This window comes from Salinifilum aidingensis (genome assembly GCF_054782015.1).
Map to the genome: position 1 here is coordinate 263,868 of NZ_BAAGTH010000004.1, position 20,954 is coordinate 284,821.

Sequence of the window (20,954 nt, forward strand, 5' to 3'; positions counted from 1 at the left end):
CGCACCGGGACGTCCGGTGCGCACGGCGGAAAATCGGTTTGACGGTCGCTGGGGACGTGCATAGCCTCGGAACATGATCTCCTGAGATCGCGCCGGCGACCGTCCGCCCGCGGCGAGTTCCGCCGCCGAGCTCCACCGGTTCCCACTCCGGTATCGGCAGGACGCGTCCGCACGCGCATCCGGCTTCCCCGCTGCCTCCGCCACCGGAATTCCGGGAGATCCTCGTGTCCGATGCCGCTTTCCTGCACGCCCGTGACGTCGTCAAGCACTACGGGGACCGCCGCGTGCTCACCGGGGTCACCGTGTCCGCCCCCGCCGGCCGCCGCATCGGCGTGGTCGGGGAGAACGGCGTCGGCAAGTCGACGCTGCTGCGCGTGCTGGCCGGAGTCGAGGACGAGGACACCGGTGCGGTGCTGCGCCCGCAGGACTGCGGTTTCCTCCGGCAGGAGCTGCCCTTCCCGCAGGAGGCGGCGGTGCAGGACGTCGTCGACGACGCGCTCGCCGAGATCCGCGGGACGCAGCGTCGCATGGACGTCCTCACCGAACGGATGCGGGAATCGCCCGAGGACACCGCGGCGCTCGCCGAGTACGGCGAGCTCGTGGACTGGGCGCAGGACCACGAGCTGTGGGATGCGGACCGCCGCGCAGAACGCGTCCTCGGAGGACTCGGACTCGCGTCGGCGGACCCCGGCCGGCGCCTCGCCGCGCTCTCCGGCGGGGAGCGCTCGCGGTTGGCGCTGGCGGCGCTGCTCATCCGGCAGCCGCGCGCCCTGGTGCTGGACGAACCGACGAACCACCTCGACGACGCCGCGATCGGATTCCTCGAGCACCAGCTCGCGGACCTGCCCGGGGCCGTGGTCGTGGCCTCGCACGACCGCGTGTTCCTCGACGAGGTGTGCACCGACGTCCTCGACCTCGACCCGTCCCGCGACGGCGCGACCCGCTACGGCGGGTCCTACAGCGACTACCTGGTCGAGAAGCGCCGCGAGCGCCTCCGGTGGGAGCAGCAGTACCGCGCGGAGCAGGACGAGATCGCGCAGCAGCGGCGAGCGCTCGCGGTCACCGCGCGCGACGTCAGCCACAACCGCGAGATGCGCGACAAGAACAAGATGGCCTACGGGCGCCGGGGCGACCGCGTGCAGCAGCAGGTCTCCCGCCGGGTGCGCGATGCCGAGCGCAGGCTCGCGAAACTGACCCGCACCCAGGTGCGCAAACCACCGGTCCCGCTGTCCTTCGCGGGAACGCTGACCCGCGAACCGGCCTGCGACCTCCCGCTGGCGCTGCGCGGAGTCCGCTTCGCCGACCGGTTGCGCGTGGACGAGCTGGATCTCCCCGCACGCGGGCGGATCATGGTCACCGGGGCCAACGGCGCGGGCAAGTCCACATTGCTGGGTGTGCTCGCAGGCCGCCTCGCACCCGACGCGGGAGCGGTGCACCGCGCGCGGGGCGTCCGGGTCGGGATGCTGGACCAGGACGTCGAATTCGGCGACGGGAACCGCACACCGCGGCAGCTGTGCGACGAGGGTGGTGGCGGGAACGGCCCGCCGCTGGTCGAACTGGGCCTGCTGGCACCGCGGGACCTCGACCGGCCCGTCGGCCGGTTGTCCACCGGCCAGCGGCGTCGGCTGGCCCTGGCCCGCCTGCTGATCGCGCCGCCGCACGTGCTGCTGCTGGACGAACCGACGAACCACCTGTTGCTGAGCCTCGTCGAGGAGCTCGAAGAGGCGCTCGGGACTGCTCCCGGCGCGATCGTCGTCGCCTCGCACGACCGCTGGCTGCGCCGGCGCTGGACCCACCGGCGGTTGCACATGGCCGGCGGCGCGGTCGTGGGATGACCCCGGTGCGGCCGGGACCCGGACCGCCGCGGGTCGGCGCGCCGCGCAGGGCGATACCTCCTGCCGCGACGAGCACGCGCCGACCAGCTGGCCGGCTGTGCGGCGGTGAGCGCGTGCACGCCCTCCACGCGTGCGGTCGTCCCCAGCGGCGTGCGCGGCGGTGGAGGGGATCGGTACCGGATGGGACGTGGTGGTGCGGCGGCTGCCCCGCTGCGGCGGCACCGCGCGGGAAAGAGCTTTCCCGGAACCGGGTACCATCACCCCGGGGAAAGGAGATCGATGTCCTCGAACGCAGGTCGGTTGACCCTCGCCGATGTCGCGCGCGAGGCCGGCGTGTCGTTGGCGACGGCCTCCCGCGTCCTCAACGGCAGCGACCGCGCGGTCGGTGACGACCTGCGTGATCGCGTGCAGGCGGTGGCGGAGCGGCTGAACTACTCGCCGAGCGCCCCGGCGCAGGCCGTGGCGCGGGGCAGGACCAACGTCGTCGGCCTCGTGGTTCCGGACATCGCCGACCCGTACTTCTCGACGATCGCCGCCGGTGTGATCCGCCGCGCGGAGCCGCACGGCTTGATGGTGACGCTGTCCAGCACTTCCCAGCGCCCCGAGCGGGAGGCGGAGTACGTGGCGGCGTTGCGGCACCAGCGGGCGCGCGGCGTGATCCTGGTCGGCAGCCGCACCACCGAGAGCGAGCCCGAGGAGGCGCTGCGGACCGAGATCGACGCGTTCGACGCCGCAGGCGGCCGCGTCGTCGCGGTCAGCCAGAACCGGTTGTCCTGCGACACGGTGGTGCTCGAGAACCGCGCCGGCGCGCGCGAGCTGGCCACCCGCTTGACCGAGCTCGGCTACCGCCGGTTCGCCGTCCTGGCCGGGCCGCAGAACCTGCTCACGGCGCGGGACCGGCTGGCCGGTTTCCGCGACGGGCTGCGCCGCGCGGGCATCGGGCTCTCCGCCGCGGACGTGGTGCACGGCGAGTTCACCCGCGACGGGGGCCACGAGGCCGCCGTCGAGCTGCTGCGCCGTGAGCGCGGCGCGGAGTGCGCCTTCGCGGTCAACGACATCATGGCCGTCGGGGCCATGGCGGCCTGCCGCGAGCACGGTCTCGGGGTGCACGACCTGGCAGTGGCCGGGTTCGACGACATCGCCACCCTCCGCGACATCACACCCGGCCTGAGCACCGTGCGCATTCCGCTGGAGAAGCTCGGGGAGGCGGCCTTCGACATGCTCGTGGACGCCGACCGCCGGCAGCGGCGCCTGCGGCGGTTCAGCGGGCAGGTCGTCCTGCGCGACAGCACCCCGCAGCGCGGCTGAGCGCGACCGCCTCCGAGGCGGACGCGGTCGGTGCGGGGGTCCGCGGGTGCGGACCGATCCTTCCCGCCTGCTCGGCGCAGTCGCCGCCGCTCGTGCCCGGTCGAGGGCTACCAGGGGTGCGCGGTGAGGGCGCGTTCGACGCGTGCGCGAAGACGAGGGCGGAGTGCGCGTCCACGGCGTCGTGCTCGCCGACGAAGGCCAGCCACGGTGCCTGCCGGCCGAGCATGGCCTCCCCACCGAGGCCGCCGGGTCCGAGCACGGCGTCACAGGTGAACTCGCGCGGTCCGCGCCAGTGCAGCCGCCCCAGAAGTTCTGCCCGGACACGTGGCTGGCGGTCATCTGCAGGCCCTTGTGCCACCGGTGGTCGTGGGGTCGGTAGCCGGTCACGACGTGGCCGGCAAGTGTGCGCAGCGGTGCGCGTAGGGCTTGCGCGACTCGCAGGCCACCGGCTCCGGGCTGCGGGGCTTTGACACGAGCCCGGAAGGGCGACACGCTAATATTCACATTGCAGTAGTGATAGTTAACGGAATTGGAGTTAACCATGTCCTCTTCGGTGCCCGAGCGGATGCGCAGCGTGGTCATGCACGGCCCCGGTGACTACCGGCTCGAGGAAGTCGACGTCCCCGCTCCCGGGGAAGGGGAGCTGCTGCTGCGGGTCGAGGCCGTGGGCGTGTGCGCCAGCGACCTGAAGTGCTACCACGGCGCCGCGAAGTTCTGGGGCGACGAGAACCGCTCCGCGTACGCGCAGAGCGGCATCACTCCCGGGCACGAGTTCGTCGGCGTGGTCGTCTCGGGCGCGGAGGCCGACCTGCGGCGCCACGGCGTCTCCCTCGGGGACCGCGTCGCGTGCGAGCAGATCGTCCCCTGCGAGCAGTGCCGCTACTGCGCGCGCGGGCAGTACTGGATGTGCGGACCGCACGACATGTTCGGCTTCCGCAACTACCACGGGGCCATGGCCGAGTACGTGATCGTTCCGCCGAAGGCGCGGGCGCACCGGGTCTCGCACGAGCTCGCCCCGCACCACGCGGCCTACGCCGAGCCGCTGTCCTGCGCGTTGCACGCGGTCGAGCGCGCGAACATCTCCTTCGGCGACGTCGTCGTGGTCGCCGGCTGCGGGCCGATCGGGCTGGGGCTGATCACCGGGGCGCGGCAGAAGAACCCGATGACGCTGGTGGCCCTCGACCTCGATGACAACAAGCTCGAACTGGGACGCCGCTGCGGAGCGGACGTGGTGCTCAACCCTGCGAAGCAGGACGTCACCGCCGAGGTCGGCCGGCTCACCGACGGCTACGGCGCCGACGTCTACCTGGAGGGGACCGGTGCCGTCGCCGCCGTCGGACAGGGGCTGAACCTGCTGCGCAAACTCGGCACCTACGTCGAGTACTCGGTGTTCGGCTCGGACGTCACCGTCGACTGGTCGATCATCTCCGACGACAAGGAGCTGAACGTGCTCGGCGCGCACCTGGGGCCGTACTGCTGGCCCGCCGCGATCCGGATGCTCGAGCAGGGCGCGCTTCCCGTCGACGAGATCTGCACCCACCAGTTCCCGCTGGACGAGTTCCAGAAGGCGCTCGACCTGGTGGCCGACACCTCGGGCGAGTCGGTGAAGGTCTCCATCCTGCCGAACGGGTGAGACCGCCCGCTGCGCGCTCCGGCGGGCCCGACCCGTTGGAGCGCGCGTGCTCCCCGTCCCGGCCGCGAGGCTGGTTCCCGCCCCCATCGGTGGGACGATGGGACGTGTCGGGCGACCGGTCGTGAGGCCTGGCGGGGAGGGGATCGCGATGCACGCGCGCGGAACGGAGGCGTTGGGCGGTCGCGGGCGGATCGGCGAGATCGCCCTGTGGGTGCTGCAGGTGCTGCTGGCCCTGTACTTCGTGGGCAACGCGGCGGTGCCGAAGCTCGTCGGCACGGCTTCGGCCGTGGACATGTTCGACCGGATCGGAGTGGGGCACTGGTTCCGGTACCTGACCGGGAGCCTGGAACTGCTCGGCGCGGTCGGCCTGGTGATTCCCGCGCTGGCGGGGCTGGCCGGGCTCGGTCTGGTGCTGGTGATGCTCGGCGCGGTCATCACGCACCTGGTCGTGCCCGCGCTCGGCGGGACGTTGTTCCTGCCGCTGGTGCTCGGGCTGCTCGCGGCCGTCGTCGCCTGGGGCCGGTGGTCCCGGACAGCGGATGTGCTGCAGCGGATCGGCCCGGCGCGGTGATCCGGCGGCCCCGTCCGCGAGGCGGGACCGCGAGCTTCGCGGCCCGTGCTCACGGCGGCTCCGGGGGCGCGGGCAGCGGCGGCGGGTCGCTGCGCTCGTCCGGAGCGGTGCCCGGCATCAACGACGCCCGCACCCCGTCGACGAGCTGCGCGGTGCCGCGCCGCCGCATCGAGCGGCGCGGCACCGCGCAGCTCGTCACGGCCACAGCCGCTGCGTGGCCAGGGCCGCGCCTTCGGCGAGGGCTTCGAGCTTGGCCCAGGCGATCTGCGGGTGGACCCGTCCGCCGAGCCCGCAGTCGGTGGAGGCGAGCACGCGTTCCCGCCCGACGCATTCGGCGAAGCGCACGATCCGGTCGGCCACGAGCTCGGGGTGCTCGACGACGTTGGTGGCGTGGCTGACCACGCCCGGCAGGATCAGCTTGTCCTCGGGCAGCGTGACGTCCCGCCAGACCTTCCACTCGTGCTCGTGGCGGACGTTGCCCGCTTCGAAGGAGTACGCGCCCGCGTCGACCTGCAGCAGCACGTCGATAATCTCGCGCATCGGCAGGTCCGTGGTGTGCGGACCGTGCCAGCTGCCCCAGCACAGGTGGAAGCGGATGCGGTCCTGCGGCAGGCCGCGGAGGGCGTGGTTGAGCGCTTCGACCCGCCGCATCGCCCACCGCCGGTAGTCCTCGACGGCGGGGGCCGGGTTGATCTGGTCCCAGCTCTCGGCCAGGCCCGGGTCGTCGAGCTGCAGGATGAGACCGGCGTCGATGATCTCCTGGTACTCCTCGCGCATCGCCTCGGCGCAGGCGTGGAGGAACTCCTCGTCGGTGGCGTAGTGCTCGTTGCCGATGCGGGCGCAGCTGCCGGGGGCGATGGCGGTCATGAAGCCCTCTTCCAAGCCCGCGCGCTCCAGCGCGCGCTTGAACGCGGCGATGTCCGCCCGGATGGCGTCGTGCCCCGCGTAGTGCAGCGGTCCGCGGCAGACGGGGAAGCGCATCGCTCCCGAACCTCCGGTGGTGATCCCGGCGGACGGGTCGGCGTAGGCCTCGGCGAAGCGCGCCCGGTCGCGGCGGTCGGCGAAGCGCGACAGCGTGAGTCCGGTGGACTTGGCGGGGTCGTGGCTGATGTCGTCAACCCCCTGATCGGTCAGCTCCAGTCCGCCGAGCCGCTGGAACGAGTAGGACCACCAGGCACCGTAGTCGACGCGCGTGCTCATGGACTTCCCGAACTCGCCGTCGCCGACCACGTCGATGCCGGTCCCGCGCTGGCGCTGCACGAGGTCCGCGACGGCCTGGTCGACACCGCTGCGGAAGCGGTCGTGGTCGACCTCTCCGCCGGCGCGGGCGCGGTTGAGCTCGATGAGTTCGTCGGGCCGGGGAAGGCTGCCGGCCTGCGTGGTGCGGATCCGCTCGGTACTGGCCAACATGCGCGCATCATCCTCCTCCACGTATCAAGCACTTGATATGCGGAGATGCGGTGCGCTGGCAAGACCGCGATCGGGCGAGGACACCGATAGCATGTGCACATGGCCGAGCGGAAAGGGCCTCTCCGACTGGAGGATTTCGACAAGCTGCTGGCGCAGTCGGACCTGGCCGGTGCGGGGCACATCCCGCTGCGGCTCCGCCTGGTGTCGCAGATCTACGCCCGGGTGGCCGATGACCTGCTGAGCTCGGCGGGCACGTCGCTGGCGGCGTTCACGGTGCTCGCGAGCCTGCAGCTGCACCCGGGGGCCTCCGGCGCGGCGCTGGCCGATCTCACCGCGCAGACGCCGCAGGGGATCAGCGCGATGGCCGCGTCCCTGGAGCGGGACGGGTTGCTCGAACGGCGCTCGACGGACGGCCGTCGGCTGTCGCACCACCTCACCCGCCGGGGCGAGGAAGTGGTCGAGCAGTGCCGCGACCTGCTCACCGGACTGCACGAGCGGGCCTTCGCCGAGTTCGACGAGGACCGCGTCGCGCGCATGGTGGAGGACCTGAGGTCCTTCGCCGAAGGGCTGCTGCGCGAGCGCGGGTGAGCGGGGACGCGCACGGCCGCGCTGCGCTCTGCGAGGCGAAAGTCCCTGGTTCGCGGCGCGCGAGGCGCGCACTCTCGGGGCCTCGGCAACCCGAAGGAGTCATCATGACAGCTCGAGAGGCCCGAGCCGCGGAACTCGGTTCGTTCGGCTCGCCTGACGAGGTCCGCGAGATCACGCACGGACGGGTCGAGGTGCTCCACTTGGACGTGGGCACGGTAGGGCGGATGGTGCTGCACCCGGGGTGGCGGTGGAGCCGGGACGTGCGTCCGCTCGCCGGCACGGACTGGTGCGAAGCGCCGCACTTCCAGTACCACGTGTCCGGGACCGTGCGCGTGCGGATGTCCTCCGGCGAGGAGTTCGACGTCGGTCCCGGGCAGGTCAGCTACCTGCCCCAGGGTCACGACGCGTGGGTCCTCGGGGACGAGGACGCGGTCATCGTGGACTGGGCCGCGGCCACCGACTACGCACGGCCGACGTGAGCGGTGCCCCGGGAACCGGTGCCGGCCCCGGGCACCGCACGCCGCCGTGCCGCGTCAGGGGTTGCTGAACATCAGGAGTTGTTGGGGAATCCGAGGTCGACGCCGCCCTCGCCGGGGTCGGGCCAGCGTGTGGTGACGGCCTTCCCGCGGGTGTAGAAGTGCACGCCGTCGGTGCCGTAGATGTGGTGCTCGCCGAACAGCGAGTCCTTCCACCCGCCGAAGGAGTGGTAGCCCACGGGCACCGGGATCGGCACGTTGACGCCGACCATTCCGGCGCGCACCTCGAGCTTGAACCGCCGCGCCGCGCCGCCGTCCCGGGTGAAGATCGCGGTGCCGTTGCCCCAGGGCGAGGAGTTCATCAGCTGCAGCGCCTCCTCGTAGGAGCGCACGCGGACGACGCAGAGCACCGGCCCGAAGATCTCGTCGCGGTAGGCGGTCATCTCGGGGGTGACCTTGTCCAGCAGGCTCACGCCGAGGAAGTTGCCGTCGTCGTGGCCGGGAACCCGCAGTTCGGTGCCGTCGACGACGACGTCGGCGCCCTGCTCGCGCGCCTGCGGTACGTAGGAGGCGACGCGGTCGCGGTGCTCGGCGGTGATCAGCGGGCCCATGTCGCTGTTCGGGTCGGTGCCGGGGCCGATGGTGAGCCCGCGGGCGCGCTCGGCGATCCGCTCGACGAGATCATCGCCGACCGGGTCGACGGCGACGACGACCGAGACCGCCATGCACCGTTCCCCGGCCGAGCCGTAGGCCGCGGAGACGGCCGCGTCGGCTGCCTGGTCGAGGTCGGCGTCGGGCAGCACGAGCATGTGGTTCTTCGCGCCGCCCAGGGCCTGCACCCGTTTGCCGTGCTCGGTGGCGGTGCTGTGCACCGCGCGGGCCACCGGCGTGGAGCCGACGAAGCTGACCGCGTCGATGTCGGGGTGCTCCAGCAGCCGGTCCACGGCGGGCTTGTCCCCCTGGACGAGGTTGAGCACGCCGTCGGGCACGCCGGCCTCGGTGGCGAGCTCGACGAGCCGGGTGGTGGCCGCGGGGTCCTTCTCGCTGGGCTTGAGCACGACCGTGTTTCCGCAGGCCAGCGCGATGGGGAACATCCACAGCGGCACCATGGCGGGGAAGTTGAACGGGGTGATCCCGGCGACCACGCCCACCGGTTGGCGTAGCGATTCGACGTCGACGCGCGTGGCGACCTGGGTGGAGGTCTCGCCCTTGAGCAGGTGGCCGATTCCGCAGGCGAACTCGACGATCTCGAGGCCGCGGGCGACTTCGCCGAGCGCGTCGGAGTGCACCTTGCCGTGCTCGGCGGTGATGAGCGCGGCGATCTCGTCGCGGTGGCGGTGCAGGGCCTCGCGGTAGGCGAACAGGATCTCGGTGCGCTTGGCCAGCGACGTGCTCGCCCAGTCCGGGAACGCCTTGGCGGCGGAGGACACAGCAGTGTCCACGTCGGACGCATCGGCGAGTGCGACCCGACCCGTGCGCTGTCCGGTCGCCGGGTCGGTGACGTCGGCGTACCGGCCCGACGTCCCCTCGGCGGCGGCGCCGTCGATCCAGTGCTGGATTGTCTTCATGTTCCGTCTCGCTCCTCGCGGCTGGGACTTGTCCGTGCCGGTCGACCGGCCCCGTCCAGGGGGCGGTCTCTGTCTACGCCGTGCGCGCAGCCGCTGTCAACATTTGTCCATACATTAGGACTTGATAGTGCGCGGCGCCGCGTGTGTTGCACCACGACCGGTTTGCGGGCGGGCGCGCGCGACCTGGATCATGCTGCATGTGCAGCGCAGGTACGAGTACGTCGACAACGCCGGGCACGGTGCCCTGGACGAGGTGTCCAAGCGCATCATCGAGCAGTTGCAGGAGGACGGGCGCAGGCCGTACGGGGCCATCGGCAAGGCGGTGGGGCTGTCCGAGGCGGCCGTGCGCCAGCGCGTCACGCGGCTGACCCAGGCCGGCGTGATCCAGATCGTCGCGGTGACCGATCCGATGCACGTCGGCATGTTCCGCCAGGCCATGGTCGGCATCAAGGTGGATGGCCCGATCGAACCGGTCGCCGAGGAGGTCGCGCAGATGGAGGAGATGAGCTACGTCGTCCTCTGCGCGGGCCGCTACGACCTCCTCTGCGAGGCGGTCTGCGAGGACGACGAGCACCTCCTCGAGGTCGTCTCGCGCCAGGTGCGCGCCATCAGCGGTGTCCGGGACGCGGAAACCCTGCCGTACCTGAAGCTGTACAAGCAGACCTATCAGTGGGGAACCCGCTGATCGGGATCCTCGGCTGAGTCGGCGTCCGGGGCCGCCTCCTGCTCCGGCACGAGCTCGAGGTCGTCGAGCGGCCGCCGGAAGCCGCGCGTGAGCACGAGCACGTAGCCGAACCCGAGCGCCGTCCACACCAGGCCCGCGACCAGCGCGTCGGCGGAGAGGAAGTACCAGAGCACGCCGGTCAGGGCGGCTCCGACCAGCGGCATGACCACGTACCGCAGCACCTCGGGTGCGCTGTGCACGCGCCGCTCGCGCACGACGTAGTGCGCCAGCACGGCCAGGTTGACGAAGGTGAAGGCGATCAGCGCGCCGAAGTTGATCACCGAGGCGATGAGCTCCAGGCTCGGTGCGATCGCCAGCAGGCTCACCACGCCCACGAAGACCACCGTGTACGCGGGGGTGCGCGTGCGCGGGTGGACGTGGGCGAACATCCGCTTCGCCGGCAGCACGCCGTTGCGCCCCATGACGTGCAGCAGCCGGGACACGCTGGCGTGCGAGGCGAGGCCGGAGGCCGCGGTGGCGCCGAACGCGCCGGCGAGGAACAGCGCCTGGAACACGGGGCCGCCGACCAGCATCCCGAGCTCCGGCGTCGTGTTGTCCGGCTGGGCGAACGGCGCGTTGGTGGGGAAGGCGGCCTGCGTGAACCACGAGCAGACGAAGTACAGCACCCCGCCGATGAGCACGGTCAGCAGGATCGCCCGCGGCACGGTGCGTTCGTCGCGCGCTTCCTCGGTGTACATCGTCACGGCGTCGAAGCCGATGAAGGAGAAGGCCACGATCGTCGATCCGGCGAGCAGCGCGGCGAGGTGCGTGCCCTCGTTCCACAGCGGGTCGAGGGTGGCCGCGGTCCCCTGGCCGGGCCCCCCTGCCAGCTGCACCGAGATCAGCACGAGGAAGGCCGCCACCATGCTGACGGCGAACAGGAACAGCGCGGTGTTCAGCCGCGAGGTCGACCGCATGCTCCACGCGTTGACCGCGGTCACGCAGCCGACGAAGGCCAGCACCCACACCCAGGCGGGCACTCCCGGGAACACCGACTCCAGGTACTGCCGGATGATCAGCGCGTTGACCATCGGCAGCAGCAGGTAGTCGAGGAGCGCCGCCCAGCCGACGAGGAAGCCCACGACCGGGTGCATGGTCTTGCGCGTGTAGGTGTACGCCGATCCCGCGCTGGGGAAGATCCGCACCATCTTGCCGTAGCTGATCGCCGTGAAGAGCATGACGACCAGGGCGATGAGGTACGAGGTCGGCACGGTGCCGTGCGTGCGGTCGGAGACGATGCCGAAGGTGTCGAACACGACGGTCGGCGTCATGTACCCGAGGCCGAGGGCGACGATCGCCCACATCCCCAGTGTTCGTTGCAGCGTGCTCCCGGTCGTCGTCATGAGCAAGCACTCCCTCGTGGCGGGGTCGGGCGGATGACGTCCCGGCGGGCGCCTGCTGCACCCCGGCGCCGGGACCCCGAGGGGGCATTAACCCCCCGGAGGGCCGTCGTCGTCAACGGCAGAGGGAACGTTTTTCGTTGTGTTGAATGGTTATAGCCACGGATACGCTTGCATATAGCGATGAACTGTGCGATACACGTATTGCCAACGTCGTTGAACGAGTGCGAGGACACCGATGGCCCCCTCTGAGACCGCAGGCACCGCGGCCCCGCTCGATGACGCCGCGCGGGAGCACCTGTGGATGCACTTCACCCGGCACGCCGTGCACAGCGAGCAGGGCGAGCGCGTCCCCGTGATCACCTCCGGTGACGGCCCCTACGTGTTCGACGACCAGGGCAAGCGGTACCTGGACGGGCTCGCCGGACTGTTCGCCGTGCAGGTGGGGCACGGACGGGACGAGCTGGCCCGCGCCGCCGCCGAGCAGCTCGCGGAGCTGTCGTACTTCCCGCTCTGGTCGCACGCGCACCCCAGCGCCATCCGGCTCGCCGAGCGCCTCGCCGGAAGCGCGCCGGGAGACCTCGACCGCGTCTTCTTCACCGTCTCCGGCGGGGAAGCGGTGGAGACCGCCTGGAAGCTCGCCAAGCAGTACTTCAAGGTCACCGGGAAACCGACCAAGCACAAGGTCGTCAGCCGCTCGCTCGCGTACCACGGGACCTCGGCCGGCGCCCTGTCGATCACCGGGCTGCCCGGTGCGAAGCAGGACTTCGAACCGCTCGTGCCGAGCGTGCTGCGCGTGCCCAACACGAACTTCTACCGCGCGCCCGAGCACGGCGACGACTACGCGGAGTTCGGGCGCTGGGCCGCCGACCAGATCGCGCAGGCGATCGAGATGGAAGGCCCCGACACCGTCGCGGCCGTGTTCCTCGAGCCGGTGCAGAACACCGGCGGGTGCTTCCCACCTCCGCCCGGGTACTTCGAGCGCGTGCGCGAGATCTGCGACCGCTACGACGTGCTGCTCGTCTCCGACGAGGTGATCGGCGCCTTCGGCCGCCTCGGGCACGAGTTCGGCGCGCAGCGCTACGGCTACCAGCCGGACATGCTCACCACCGCCAAGGGGATGACCTCCGGTTACGCCCCGCTGGGCGCACTGCTCGTCGGCGACCGCGTGGCGGAACCGTTCCAGCACGGCACGACGATGTTCGCGCACGGGTCCACCTACGGCGGGCACCCCATGTCGTGCGCGGTGGCGATGGCCAACCTCGAGCTGATGGAGCAGTGGGACCTGTACGCGCACGTGCGCGCCAACGAGAGCGCGTTCAAGTCCACATTGGATAAATTGCGCGATCTGCCGATCGTCGGTGACGTGCGCGGCGCCGGGTACTTCTACGGGGTCGAGCTCGTCAAGGACCAGCACACGGGCGAGACGTTCACCGCCGAGGAGTCCGAGCGCGTGCTGCGCGAGCACGTCTCCAAGGAGCTGTTCGCCAACGGCCTGTACTGCCGCGCCGACGACCGCGGCGAGCCCGTCGTGCAGCTGGCGCCGCCGCTGGTCTGCGAGCAGGAGCACTTCGACGAGATCGAGCAGATCCTGCGCACCGTGCTGACCGGAGCGTGGAAGCAGCTCTGACCGGACCGAACCACCGCCACCGGCGATCTGCGCCGGTGGCGGGACCCGCTCATCACCGCCGCATCCCAGGAGGTGCACGAACCGTGCAGGAACCCCGCATCTTCCGCAACTTCATCGGCGGTGCGTTCGTCGACCCGGCGGACGGCCGCACGCAGCCGGTCATCGATCCGGCCACCGAGGAGGTGCACGGCCACGTCGCCGTGTCCGACCGGTCCGATGTGGACGCCGCGATGAAGGAGGCGCGCACCGCCTTCGCGGACTGGAGCAGGCGCACACCGGCCCAGCGGCAGCGGGCGCTGCTGGGCATCGCCGGTGACATCGAGCGCAACGCCGACGAGCTGCTGCGCGTGGAGTGCGCCAACACCGGCAAGCCCAGCGCTGTGGCGCACGCCGAGGAACTGCCGATGATCCTGGAGCAGACCAGGTTCTTCGCCGGCGCGGCACGCACGCTCGAGGGCCGGGCCGCGGCGGAGTACCTGCCGGGGCTGACCTCGTGGCTCCGCCGCGAGCCGGTCGGCGTGTGCGCGCAGATCACGCCGTGGAACTACCCGATCCTGATGGCCGTGTGGAAGTTCGCGCCGGCCCTGGCCGCGGGCAACACGGTGGTGCTGAAGCCGGCCGAGACCACGCCGGCCTCGACGCTGTACCTGGCCGAGCTCATGGCCGAGCACCTCCCGGCCGGGGCGTTCAACGTGGTCTGCGGCGGGCGCGACACGGGGCGCGAGCTCGTCGCGCACCCCGAGCCGGACATGGTCTCGGTCACCGGCAGCGTGCGGGCGGGCAAGAACGTCGCGGAAGCGGCGGTGGACGACGTCAAGCGCGTGCACCTCGAGCTCGGCGGCAAGGCGCCGGTGGTCGTCTTCGACGACGCGGACGTGGAGCGGACCGCCCGGGGCATCGCCGAGGCGGCGCTGTTCAACGCCGGCCAGGACTGCACGGCGGCCACGCGCGTGCTGGCCGGTCCCGGCATCCACGACGCGCTCGTGGAGGCGCTGACCGAGCAGGCCCGGGCGACCGAGACCGGTCCGGAGGCCGCGGAGCCGTTCTACGGCCCGCTGAACAACGCCGACCAGCTCGCCCACGTCACCGGGCTCGTCGACCGGCTCCCGGGGCACGCCACGGTGCACACCGGCGGCTTCCGGGTGGGCGAGCGCGGCTACTTCTACGCCCCGACCGTCGTCTCCGGGCTCGAGCAGCGCGACGAGGCGGTGCAGACCGAGGTCTTCGGGCCGGTGCTGACCGTGCAGCGCTTCACCACCGAGGAGGAGGCCGTGGCGATGGCCAACGACGTCGAGTACGGGCTGGCCTCCTCGGTGTGGACGACCGACCACGGCCGCGCGCTGCGGATGTCCCGCGAGCTCGACTTCGGGTGCGTGTGGATCAACACCCACATCCCGCTGGTCGGCGAGATGCCGCACGGCGGGTTCAAGCATTCCGGTTACGGCAAGGACCTCTCGCTGTACGGGTTGGAGGACTACACGCGCGTCAAGCACGTGATGTCGCAGATCGAGGACTGACCGCCACGAGGCAGTCCGATCCGTCCGGGCGCGCCGCGCGGCGCGGGCTCCGCACCACCGGGGCCGCGCCGCGCGGCGCGCCTGTGTCGTTTTAACAACGATCCTGTTCAATCGAACTTGCACCTTGTGGTGCTCGTGCTCAGCGGGAAGCGCGCCGTGTCCACCGAAGTTCCCACACCGGGGGTGCGATCGCGGCGCTGGAGCGATTCGGAACCGAGGGGGCGGGTGCGGATCACTGTGTTTTCGCAGGTCACGGAATCCCGGAAGGTGAGTCCTGCCGGAGGGCTTTGACAAAGCGCGTGTGACGAGACAAGCTGCTTCGCACACAAAGTCACAACATAGACGTGATACTTAAACTGGAGAAAGTTAAGTGTTCGCTTCGGTGGACCGTCCTCCCGCCCGACGAGTGAAACCGGAATCGCCGTGATGAGTACCGACGCAGCCAATCGACGCACCGAGACCGGGCTCGACCGGATCGGCATCCCCCACTCCCTGCGCTGGGGGTTCCTCGCCGTGCTGATCTTCATGACCGGCAACGGGACCGAGTCGAACTTCATCTCGCCGCACATCGAGAGCGTGCTCGGCAGCACTACCGCCACCGTCAGCACGATCATCTCGATGTACGGCGTGTCCGTGTTCGTGGGCAGCTACCTGTCCGGCGCGCTGGCCGACCTGTGGGGCCCGCGGCGCGTGATGCAGCTCGGCGCGGCCGTGTGGCTGGGCTTCGAGGTGCTGTTCCTGATCAGCCTGTCCGTCGGCAGCCTGCCCCTGGTCTTTCTGACCTACTTCCTGCGCGGCTTCGGCTACCCGCTGTTCGCGTTCGCCTTCCTCGTGTGGGTCAACGTGGTGGCACCGACCGAGCGCAAGGGCGCAGCGGTCGGCTGGTTCTACGTCATGTTCACCGGTGGTCTGCCCACCCTCGGCTCGCTGTTCGCGCTCGGCGCGATCCCGGCCTTCGGCGGTGGTACCGGTGGTGAGACCGGTGCGATGATCGCCTCCTCGGTGCTGGTGCTCCTCGGGTTCCTGCTCGCGCAGTTCGCCGTGACCGAGCCGCACGGGGACCGGCGCCTGGCCCCGCGGGGCGTGCCCGCGATGCAGGTGATCACCGAGGGCGTGCGCCTGAGCTACCGCCAGCCCAAGATCTTCATGGGCTTCCTCGTGCGCTGGATCAACACCGCGCCCCAGTACGGCATGTTCATCATCCTGCCCACGGTCATCGCGGATCAGCTGCAGTGGGGCCAGAGCCGCTGGCTGACCATGACCGTGCTGGTGTACGCCACGAACATCCTCGTCAACGCGGTCTTCGGCGCGATCGGCGACCGGTGGGGCTGGCGGCTGACCGTGCAGTGGTTCGGCGTGTTCGGCTCCGCGGTGGGGCTGCTGGCCTGGTGGTACGTGCCGCACTGGGTCCCGGCCGGGTCGGTGTGGGGCTTCTGGCTCGCCGTCGTCGCCGGCTGCGTGTTCGGCTGCCTGCTGGCCGGGTTCGTCCCGATGGGCGCGATCATGCCCGCGCTGGCACCGCAGTTCAAAGGCGCGGCCATGGCCATGTACACCACGGCGGCCGGTGGTTCGGCCTTCCTCGGCTCCGCGGTCGTCACCGCCGTCTACATGCTCGGCCTCGGCAACACCGCGGTCGTCTGGGCCTTCGTCCTGCTCTACGCGGCGGCGTTCGTCATGGTGCACTTCCTCCGCGTCCCCGAGGACGACAAGTCCGCCCGCACCCGCGCGGTGAGCGCGCCGGCCTGATCCCCATCCGAGCAGAACGAGGAGTGTGCGAACCGTGTTCGAACTGACCGGACGAGTGGCGCTCGTGACCGGCGCCGCCTCGGGCATCGGGGCCGAGGTGGTGCGGGCCCTGAAGCAGCAGGGCGCCGCGGTCGCCGGAGCCGACCGGCTGGCGGAGCTGCCCGACGAGTGCGCCTCCACCCACCGGGTGGACGTCACGGACGAGGAATCGGTCGACGCGTGCGTGCGGGAGGTGACCGAGCAGCACGGTCGGATCGACGTGCTCGTCAACTCGGCCGGTGTCGCGCTGCTGGCGCCCGCCGCCGAGATCGACCCCGCCGACTGGCGGCGGACGCTGGAGGTCAACCTCACCGGCAGCTTCCTCATGTGCCAGGCGGTCGGGCGCGGCATGCTCGGCAGCGGGGGCGGGCGCATCATCAACCTGGCCTCCCAGGCCGCCGACGTCGGCCTGGACGAGCACGTGGCCTACTGCGCCTCCAAGGCCGGCCTCCTCGGGATGACGCGCACGCTCGCGCTGGAGTGGGGCGGTTCCGGCATCACGGTCAACGCCGTGTCCCCGACCGTCGTGCTCACCGAGCTCGGACGCGCGGCCTGGGACAACCCCAAGGGCGAGGCGCACCGCAGGGAGATCCCGGCCGGGCGGTTCGCCGAGCCCCACGAGATCGCGGCGGCCGTGGCCTACCTCGCCTCGCAGGAGGCCGCGATGGTCAACGGCGCGGAACTGCGCGCCGACGGCGGCTTCACCGTCCGCTGACCGCAGCACTGGGCGCTCGCTCCCCCGCCCGCTGGACCCAGCGGGCGGGGGAGCGAGCGCCCGAGCGGACGGGGCGGGGCGCGTGCGGGCAGCACCGGCTCAGTCGATCCGGTAGACCGGGTTCGGCAGCTTCACCGCCTCCCGCGCGTGCCCGCCGCGCAGATCGCTGCGCTGGTCGCCGACGTTGACGACTATGTCGTAGCCGCGGCTCTCGATGTCGGCGCGCGCGCCCGACTTGTACGGCACGACCGACGGGCGGTCGTCCTCGGGGGGCTGCAGGTACAGGCCCGCCGGGTCGGGATATCCCTGCTCGCGGAGGTGGTGCAGGGTGTCGTGCCGCATGCGCGGGCTCTCGTCCCGGCCGGTGACGAAGAAGACGGCCACGCCGCGCTCCGCGGCGAAGCGGGCCAGTCGCCGCACGGGCGGGTTCGCGGGGAACGCTCCTCCGTGGACGTACTCGTCGAAGGCCTCGTCGACGTAGCCGTAGTCGTGGTCGCGCTGGTACGGGTACGTGCTCACGCTCGTGTCGTCGATGTCGAGCACGATCGCCGGGTCGTCCACCCCACCGCGCAGCGCGCGCTCGAGGTGCTCGCGGGCCTGCGCGGACCGCTCGGCGATGTCGTCGTGCCACTGCCCGGAGTCGTGGTACTCGGTGATGGAGTCCTTGACGGTGGTCAGGTTCGGCATCTCCGCCCGCGGGGGTTCGGACGCGGACTCGGTTTCGGAGGCGGAGTCGAAGGCCGCTCCCGCGGCCGGGGCTCCCGCGACGAGCGCCGCGGCGAGGGCGATCCCGCCGGCGGTGCGGAGCAGCCCGCCGGTGTTGCTGCGCTGTCCGTGCGGCATGTTCTCGCTCCAGTGGGTCGGTCGTGCAACTCGGGAAGGGCGCGGTGTCACCCGGCGCGGGCGGCGGTGACCGCGTCGAGCGTGGGATAGGAGGGCTGGGCTCCCGGGCGCCGCACCGCCAGCGCGCTGACGTGGGCAGCCCAGCGCGCGGCCGTCGGGAGGCTGTCGCGCTCGCCGAGCCGCCAGGCGAGCGCCGCGGCGAAGGCGTCCCCGGCCCCGGTGGTGTCGTGCGGTTCGACCGCGACCGCGGGGACGTGCTCCACGGCACCGGTGTCCGCAGTGGCCACTGTCGCGCCGCGGGCGCCGCGGGTGACCACGGCGGAGCGGGCTCCCAGGCGCAGCACGCTCCGCGCGAGGTCCTCCACCGCCTCGCCCGGCGCGTCCGCGCCGCTTGCCAGCTCGCGCGCCTCCTGCTCGTTGACGACGAGCGGATCGCAGGTCCGCAGCACGTCGGCGGGCAGTTGCGTCACCGGCGAGAGGTTGAGCACCACCCGCACACCGGCCCGGTGGGCCTGCCGCGCCGCGGCGCAGACGGTCTCCCCGGGGATCTCGGGGACGAGCGAGACGACCTTCGCCGCGGCGAGCAGGGACGCGGCGCGCCGGACGTCTTCGGGGCGGGTGCGCGCGTTCGCACCCGCGTCGAGGACGATGCTGTTCTCCCCGGCCTGGTCGACGGTGACCACGGCGGTCCCGGTCGGGGCGTGCGGGTCGCGGACGACGTGCGCGGTGTCCACCCGGTTGTCGCGGAGGCTGCCGAGCAGCGCCTCCGCGTGGTGGTCGTCGCCGACGCGGCCGAGCATCGCCACCGCGGCGCCCAGCCGCGCCGCGGCGACCGCCTGGTTCGCCCCCTTGCCCCCCGGCGTCGCGGTGAGCCCGCTTCCGCGCACCGTCTCGCCAGGTGCGGGGTGGCGGTGCACGCGCGCGGTCAGGTCGATGTTGAGCGATCCGACGACGGCGATGTCCGGTTCGGGGCGGGGCTGCAGCGCGGGGACGCATCGCGCGGAGAGGGGTTCGTTGGCGGGCATCGGGGTCCTTCCTCCGGACGGGGCGGGTGCGGGGTCGGGTCAGGCCGCGCGGTCGGGGAACTCCGGCGGGCTGGCCGCGCGGAGCCGGTCGCGCAGGCGTTCGGCGAAATCACCGGGGGTTTCCCGGACGACGCGCACGCTCGGATCGCCGGTGCCCGATTCCGGCGGGCGGGCCACGGTGGTGCCGCGCGCCGGGCCGTCGCCGGTGTCCACGTCGACGGCCAGCCGGGCGGTGGTGGCCTCCGCGAGGTCGCCAACCGCGATCGCGGCGGCCAGCGCGTCGTGGCAGGCGGCCTGCCGGGTCCCGGAGCGGTGCTCGTAGAAGTCCAGGTACCGCCGCAGGATCGCTCCTGCGAAGGAGCCCACGGGCGAGGCGGCGTTCGCGAGCTGGGCGTGGGATTCGGCGGTGAGCACCTCGGTGGTGGTGACGTCGAGGGGCACGAGGGTGCAGTCCCAGCCGGCGCGCAGCACGAGCCGGGCGGCCTCGGGGTCGTTGTGCACGTTCGCCTCGGCCACCGGTGTCGCGTTCCCCGGGTGGTGCAGCGCTCCGCCCATGACCGTGATCCCGGACAGGAGCTCCGGCAGGCGCGGTTCGAGCAGCAGCGCGAGGGCGAGGTTCGTCAGCGGTCCCAGGGCCAGCAGGTGCAGCTGGCGCGGCTGCTGCCGGGCGAGGCGGACGATCTGCTCCGGGCCGGTCCCGGCGGCCGGCGCGGGCGCGGCGGACGCGGCCCCGCCCGGGGTACCGGCGTCGCCCAGCCCGTCGTGGCCGTGGATGTGCGGGACGTGGGTGCACCGGCCGCCGCGCAGCGTGCGCTGCGCCCCCACCGCGACCGGTACGTCGTCGCGGCCGACGAGGCGCAGCACGCGGAAGGTGTTCCGCGCGGCGGTTTCCGCGTCGACGTTGCCGGAAACGGTGCTCACCGCCCGGATCTCGGTCTCCGGGTCGAGGGCGAGGTAGAGCAGGGCCAGGGCGTCGTCGATGCCGGTGTCGCAGTCGACGAGCAGAGTGGTGCGCGGGTTCACTGCGTCGTTCCTCCTGGTGCGCCCCGCCCGGCAGGGTGCGCGCCGCCGGGCGGGGACGGGTGGTCAGGGGGTCTGGAACAGCGAGAGCGGCGGTGCTCCGCTGGGGAGGACGTACTTGGCGATGAGCACCGGACCGGTCTCCGCGCGCACGACCTGGGTGACGAGGACGACCGGGGTGTCGGCGGGGCGTTCGAACGCGGCGCCGCGCTGCCGCCCCAGCACGGTCGCGGTGACATCGCTGGCGGCGTGCAGGGTGAGCTCGAGGTGCTCGGCGGTGAACGCGGCGAGCATGGAGCGCGACTCCTCGGCCCCGCGGTGGAGCTCCTCCGGCAGCTCAGGGTGCACGCCGGCGAGGACTTCGTCCGGCAGGGTCCACTCCTGCACGAGGCACGCGGGCGCGCCGTCCACGGCGACGACGCTCTCCCAGAAGCGGATCTCGCCGTTGGCGGGGGCGGGGAGGTGCTGCAGGACCAGGTCGGTCGGCTCCTCGAACGCCCGCGCGAGGGGGCGCACCCCCGCGCTGCCGGTGAACTGGAGCTCGATCGGGGTGAGGCGTTCGAAGCCGCGGCGGGGGCGGTTGCCGGTGACGGTGCGGCCCACGCCGCGGCGGACCGTGATCACCCCGTCCTCCTGCAGCAGGATCAGCGCCTCGCGCAGGGCCGGTCGGCTCACGCCGAACTCGGTCGCCAGCGCGGGTTCGGAGGGCAGCGTCGACCCGGGTGGGTAGGTGCCGTCGCGGATCGCGTCAACGACCCGCTCGTACAGCTCGACCGAGGGCCTGCGTTTGGGTCCCTGCCGTGGCACGGTTCCCCTTTCCATGTCGCGCGGCTCGAATGCTGTCAGACAAGTTAGGGCTCGCGCGGGGCTTCGTCAACGGTGCATCGCGGAGCTTTTCGCGGTAATCCCGCTCGGTTTTCCGCTTGACCCGGCGGTGCCCGTGCGGTAAACAGTGCGGCCAACCCA

The 20,954-nt window shown here is 72.1% G+C and carries 20 protein-coding genes and 1 pseudogene; 11 read left to right on the forward strand and 10 right to left on the reverse strand.

Annotation, left to right across the window (positions count from 1 at the left end; genetic code table 11):
- Positions 1 to 224: 224 nt before the first annotated feature.
- Positions 225 to 1,835 carry an ABC-F family ATP-binding cassette domain-containing protein gene (locus ACYVJE_RS08155; protein WP_461143987.1) on the forward strand — a complete coding sequence of 537 codons (1,611 nt, stop codon included), beginning with the start codon at positions 225 to 227 and terminating at the stop codon, positions 1,833 to 1,835.
- 279 nt (positions 1,836 to 2,114) lie between these two features.
- Positions 2,115 to 3,143 carry a LacI family DNA-binding transcriptional regulator gene (locus tag ACYVJE_RS08160; protein ID WP_459156001.1) on the forward strand — a complete coding sequence of 343 codons (1,029 nt, stop codon included), beginning with the start codon at positions 2,115 to 2,117 and terminating at the stop codon, positions 3,141 to 3,143.
- Here the strand turns inward: ACYVJE_RS08160 and ACYVJE_RS08165 are convergent.
- Positions 3,097 to 3,501, reverse strand: a complete 405-nt coding sequence (locus ACYVJE_RS08165; protein ID WP_461143988.1) for a DUF6807 family protein — start codon at positions 3,499 to 3,501, stop codon at positions 3,097 to 3,099. The two genes, ACYVJE_RS08160 and ACYVJE_RS08165, sit on opposite strands and share 47 nt — an antisense overlap.
- Positions 3,495 to 3,725, reverse strand: a pseudogene (locus ACYVJE_RS08170) (hypothetical protein); the annotation flags it as partial. The gene ACYVJE_RS08165 and the pseudogene ACYVJE_RS08170, both read right to left, overlap by 7 nt.
- Between ACYVJE_RS08170 and ACYVJE_RS08175 the strand changes: the two are divergent.
- Positions 3,685 to 4,776: an alcohol dehydrogenase catalytic domain-containing protein gene (locus ACYVJE_RS08175; RefSeq protein WP_461143989.1), complete on the forward strand. Its 1,092-nt coding sequence runs from the start codon at positions 3,685 to 3,687 to the stop codon at positions 4,774 to 4,776. The pseudogene ACYVJE_RS08170 and the gene ACYVJE_RS08175 overlap by 41 nt on opposite strands.
- Before the next feature lie 148 nt (positions 4,777 to 4,924).
- Entirely contained in the window at positions 4,925 to 5,347 is a 423-nt protein-coding gene (locus ACYVJE_RS08180) for a DoxX family protein (RefSeq protein WP_459155998.1), read from the forward strand.
- A 49-nt stretch (positions 5,348 to 5,396) separates the two neighbouring features.
- On the opposite strand, the gene ACYVJE_RS08185 is transcribed toward ACYVJE_RS08180, so the two are convergent.
- Together ACYVJE_RS08185 and ACYVJE_RS08190 are read right to left on the reverse strand one after the other, a co-directional pair.
- Positions 5,397 to 5,552, reverse strand: a complete 156-nt coding sequence (locus ACYVJE_RS08185) for a hypothetical protein (protein ID WP_461143990.1) — start codon at positions 5,550 to 5,552, stop codon at positions 5,397 to 5,399.
- Positions 5,543 to 6,757 carry a cobalamin-independent methionine synthase II family protein gene (locus ACYVJE_RS08190; protein ID WP_461143991.1) on the reverse strand — a complete coding sequence of 405 codons (1,215 nt, stop codon included), beginning with the start codon at positions 6,755 to 6,757 and terminating at the stop codon, positions 5,543 to 5,545. Before ACYVJE_RS08190 ends, ACYVJE_RS08185 begins: the two co-directional genes overlap by 10 nt.
- Positions 6,758 to 6,856: 99 nt before the next feature.
- On the opposite strand from ACYVJE_RS08190, the gene ACYVJE_RS08195 reads away from it, so the two are divergent.
- Positions 6,857 to 7,345: a MarR family winged helix-turn-helix transcriptional regulator gene (locus ACYVJE_RS08195; protein ID WP_461143992.1), complete on the forward strand. Its 489-nt coding sequence runs from the start codon at positions 6,857 to 6,859 to the stop codon at positions 7,343 to 7,345.
- Positions 7,346 to 7,449: 104 nt separating this feature from the next.
- Positions 7,450 to 7,824: a cupin domain-containing protein gene (locus tag ACYVJE_RS08200; protein ID WP_461143993.1), complete on the forward strand. Its 375-nt coding sequence runs from the start codon at positions 7,450 to 7,452 to the stop codon at positions 7,822 to 7,824.
- A 71-nt stretch (positions 7,825 to 7,895) separates the two neighbouring features.
- Here the strand turns inward: ACYVJE_RS08200 and ACYVJE_RS08205 are convergent, their stop codons facing one another.
- The gene (locus tag ACYVJE_RS08205) at positions 7,896 to 9,389 is read right to left on the reverse strand and encodes a CoA-acylating methylmalonate-semialdehyde dehydrogenase (protein ID WP_461143994.1); all 1,494 of its coding nucleotides are present in this window, start codon (positions 9,387 to 9,389) and stop codon (positions 7,896 to 7,898) included.
- Between the two features lie 199 nt (positions 9,390 to 9,588).
- Between ACYVJE_RS08205 and ACYVJE_RS08210 the strand changes: the two genes are divergently transcribed.
- Complete coding sequence (locus tag ACYVJE_RS08210) at positions 9,589 to 10,074, forward strand: Lrp/AsnC family transcriptional regulator (RefSeq protein ID WP_459155991.1); 486 nt, start codon at positions 9,589 to 9,591, stop codon at positions 10,072 to 10,074.
- Here the strand turns inward: ACYVJE_RS08210 and ACYVJE_RS08215 are convergent.
- A complete protein-coding gene (locus ACYVJE_RS08215; RefSeq protein ID WP_461143995.1) occupies positions 10,056 to 11,456 on the reverse strand; it encodes an APC family permease in 1,401 nt (466 codons plus the stop codon). The genes ACYVJE_RS08210 and ACYVJE_RS08215 overlap by 19 nt on opposite strands.
- 235 nt (positions 11,457 to 11,691) lie before the next feature.
- On the opposite strand from ACYVJE_RS08215, the gene ACYVJE_RS08220 reads away from it, so the two are divergent.
- From ACYVJE_RS08220 to ACYVJE_RS08235, 4 genes are all read left to right on the forward strand, one after another.
- Positions 11,692 to 13,083, forward strand: coding sequence for an aspartate aminotransferase family protein (locus ACYVJE_RS08220; protein ID WP_461143996.1), 1,392 nt, complete (start codon positions 11,692 to 11,694; stop codon positions 13,081 to 13,083).
- An 83-nt stretch (positions 13,084 to 13,166) separates the two neighbouring features.
- Positions 13,167 to 14,600 carry a gamma-aminobutyraldehyde dehydrogenase gene (locus ACYVJE_RS08225; protein ID WP_461143997.1) on the forward strand — a complete coding sequence of 478 codons (1,434 nt, stop codon included), beginning with the start codon at positions 13,167 to 13,169 and terminating at the stop codon, positions 14,598 to 14,600.
- A 426-nt stretch (positions 14,601 to 15,026) separates the two neighbouring features.
- Complete coding sequence (locus tag ACYVJE_RS08230; protein WP_461143998.1) at positions 15,027 to 16,346, forward strand: RbtT/DalT/CsbX family MFS transporter; 1,320 nt, start codon at positions 15,027 to 15,029, stop codon at positions 16,344 to 16,346.
- Between the two features lie 25 nt (positions 16,347 to 16,371).
- Positions 16,372 to 17,100 (forward strand): GolD/DthD family dehydrogenase, encoded by a 729-nt coding sequence (locus ACYVJE_RS08235; RefSeq protein WP_461143999.1) that lies wholly within the window; start codon positions 16,372 to 16,374, stop codon positions 17,098 to 17,100.
- A gap of 99 nt (positions 17,101 to 17,199) precedes the next feature.
- On the opposite strand, the gene ACYVJE_RS08240 is transcribed toward ACYVJE_RS08235, so the two are convergent.
- The 4 genes from ACYVJE_RS08240 to ACYVJE_RS08255 all read right to left on the reverse strand — a co-directional run bounded on the left by ACYVJE_RS08240 (position 17,200) and on the right by ACYVJE_RS08255 (position 20,795).
- Positions 17,200 to 17,943, reverse strand: coding sequence for an HAD family acid phosphatase (locus tag ACYVJE_RS08240; protein ID WP_459155985.1), 744 nt, complete (start codon positions 17,941 to 17,943; stop codon positions 17,200 to 17,202).
- A gap of 47 nt (positions 17,944 to 17,990) precedes the next feature.
- Positions 17,991 to 18,968, reverse strand: coding sequence for a ribokinase (locus tag ACYVJE_RS08245; RefSeq protein WP_461144000.1), 978 nt, complete (start codon positions 18,966 to 18,968; stop codon positions 17,991 to 17,993).
- A gap of 39 nt (positions 18,969 to 19,007) precedes the next feature.
- Complete coding sequence (locus ACYVJE_RS08250) at positions 19,008 to 19,991, reverse strand: nucleoside hydrolase (RefSeq protein WP_461144001.1); 984 nt, start codon at positions 19,989 to 19,991, stop codon at positions 19,008 to 19,010.
- A 63-nt stretch (positions 19,992 to 20,054) separates the two neighbouring features.
- Positions 20,055 to 20,795 carry a GntR family transcriptional regulator gene (locus ACYVJE_RS08255; protein WP_461144002.1) on the reverse strand — a complete coding sequence of 247 codons (741 nt, stop codon included), beginning with the start codon at positions 20,793 to 20,795 and terminating at the stop codon, positions 20,055 to 20,057.
- Between the last annotated feature and the right edge of the window lie 159 nt (positions 20,796 to 20,954).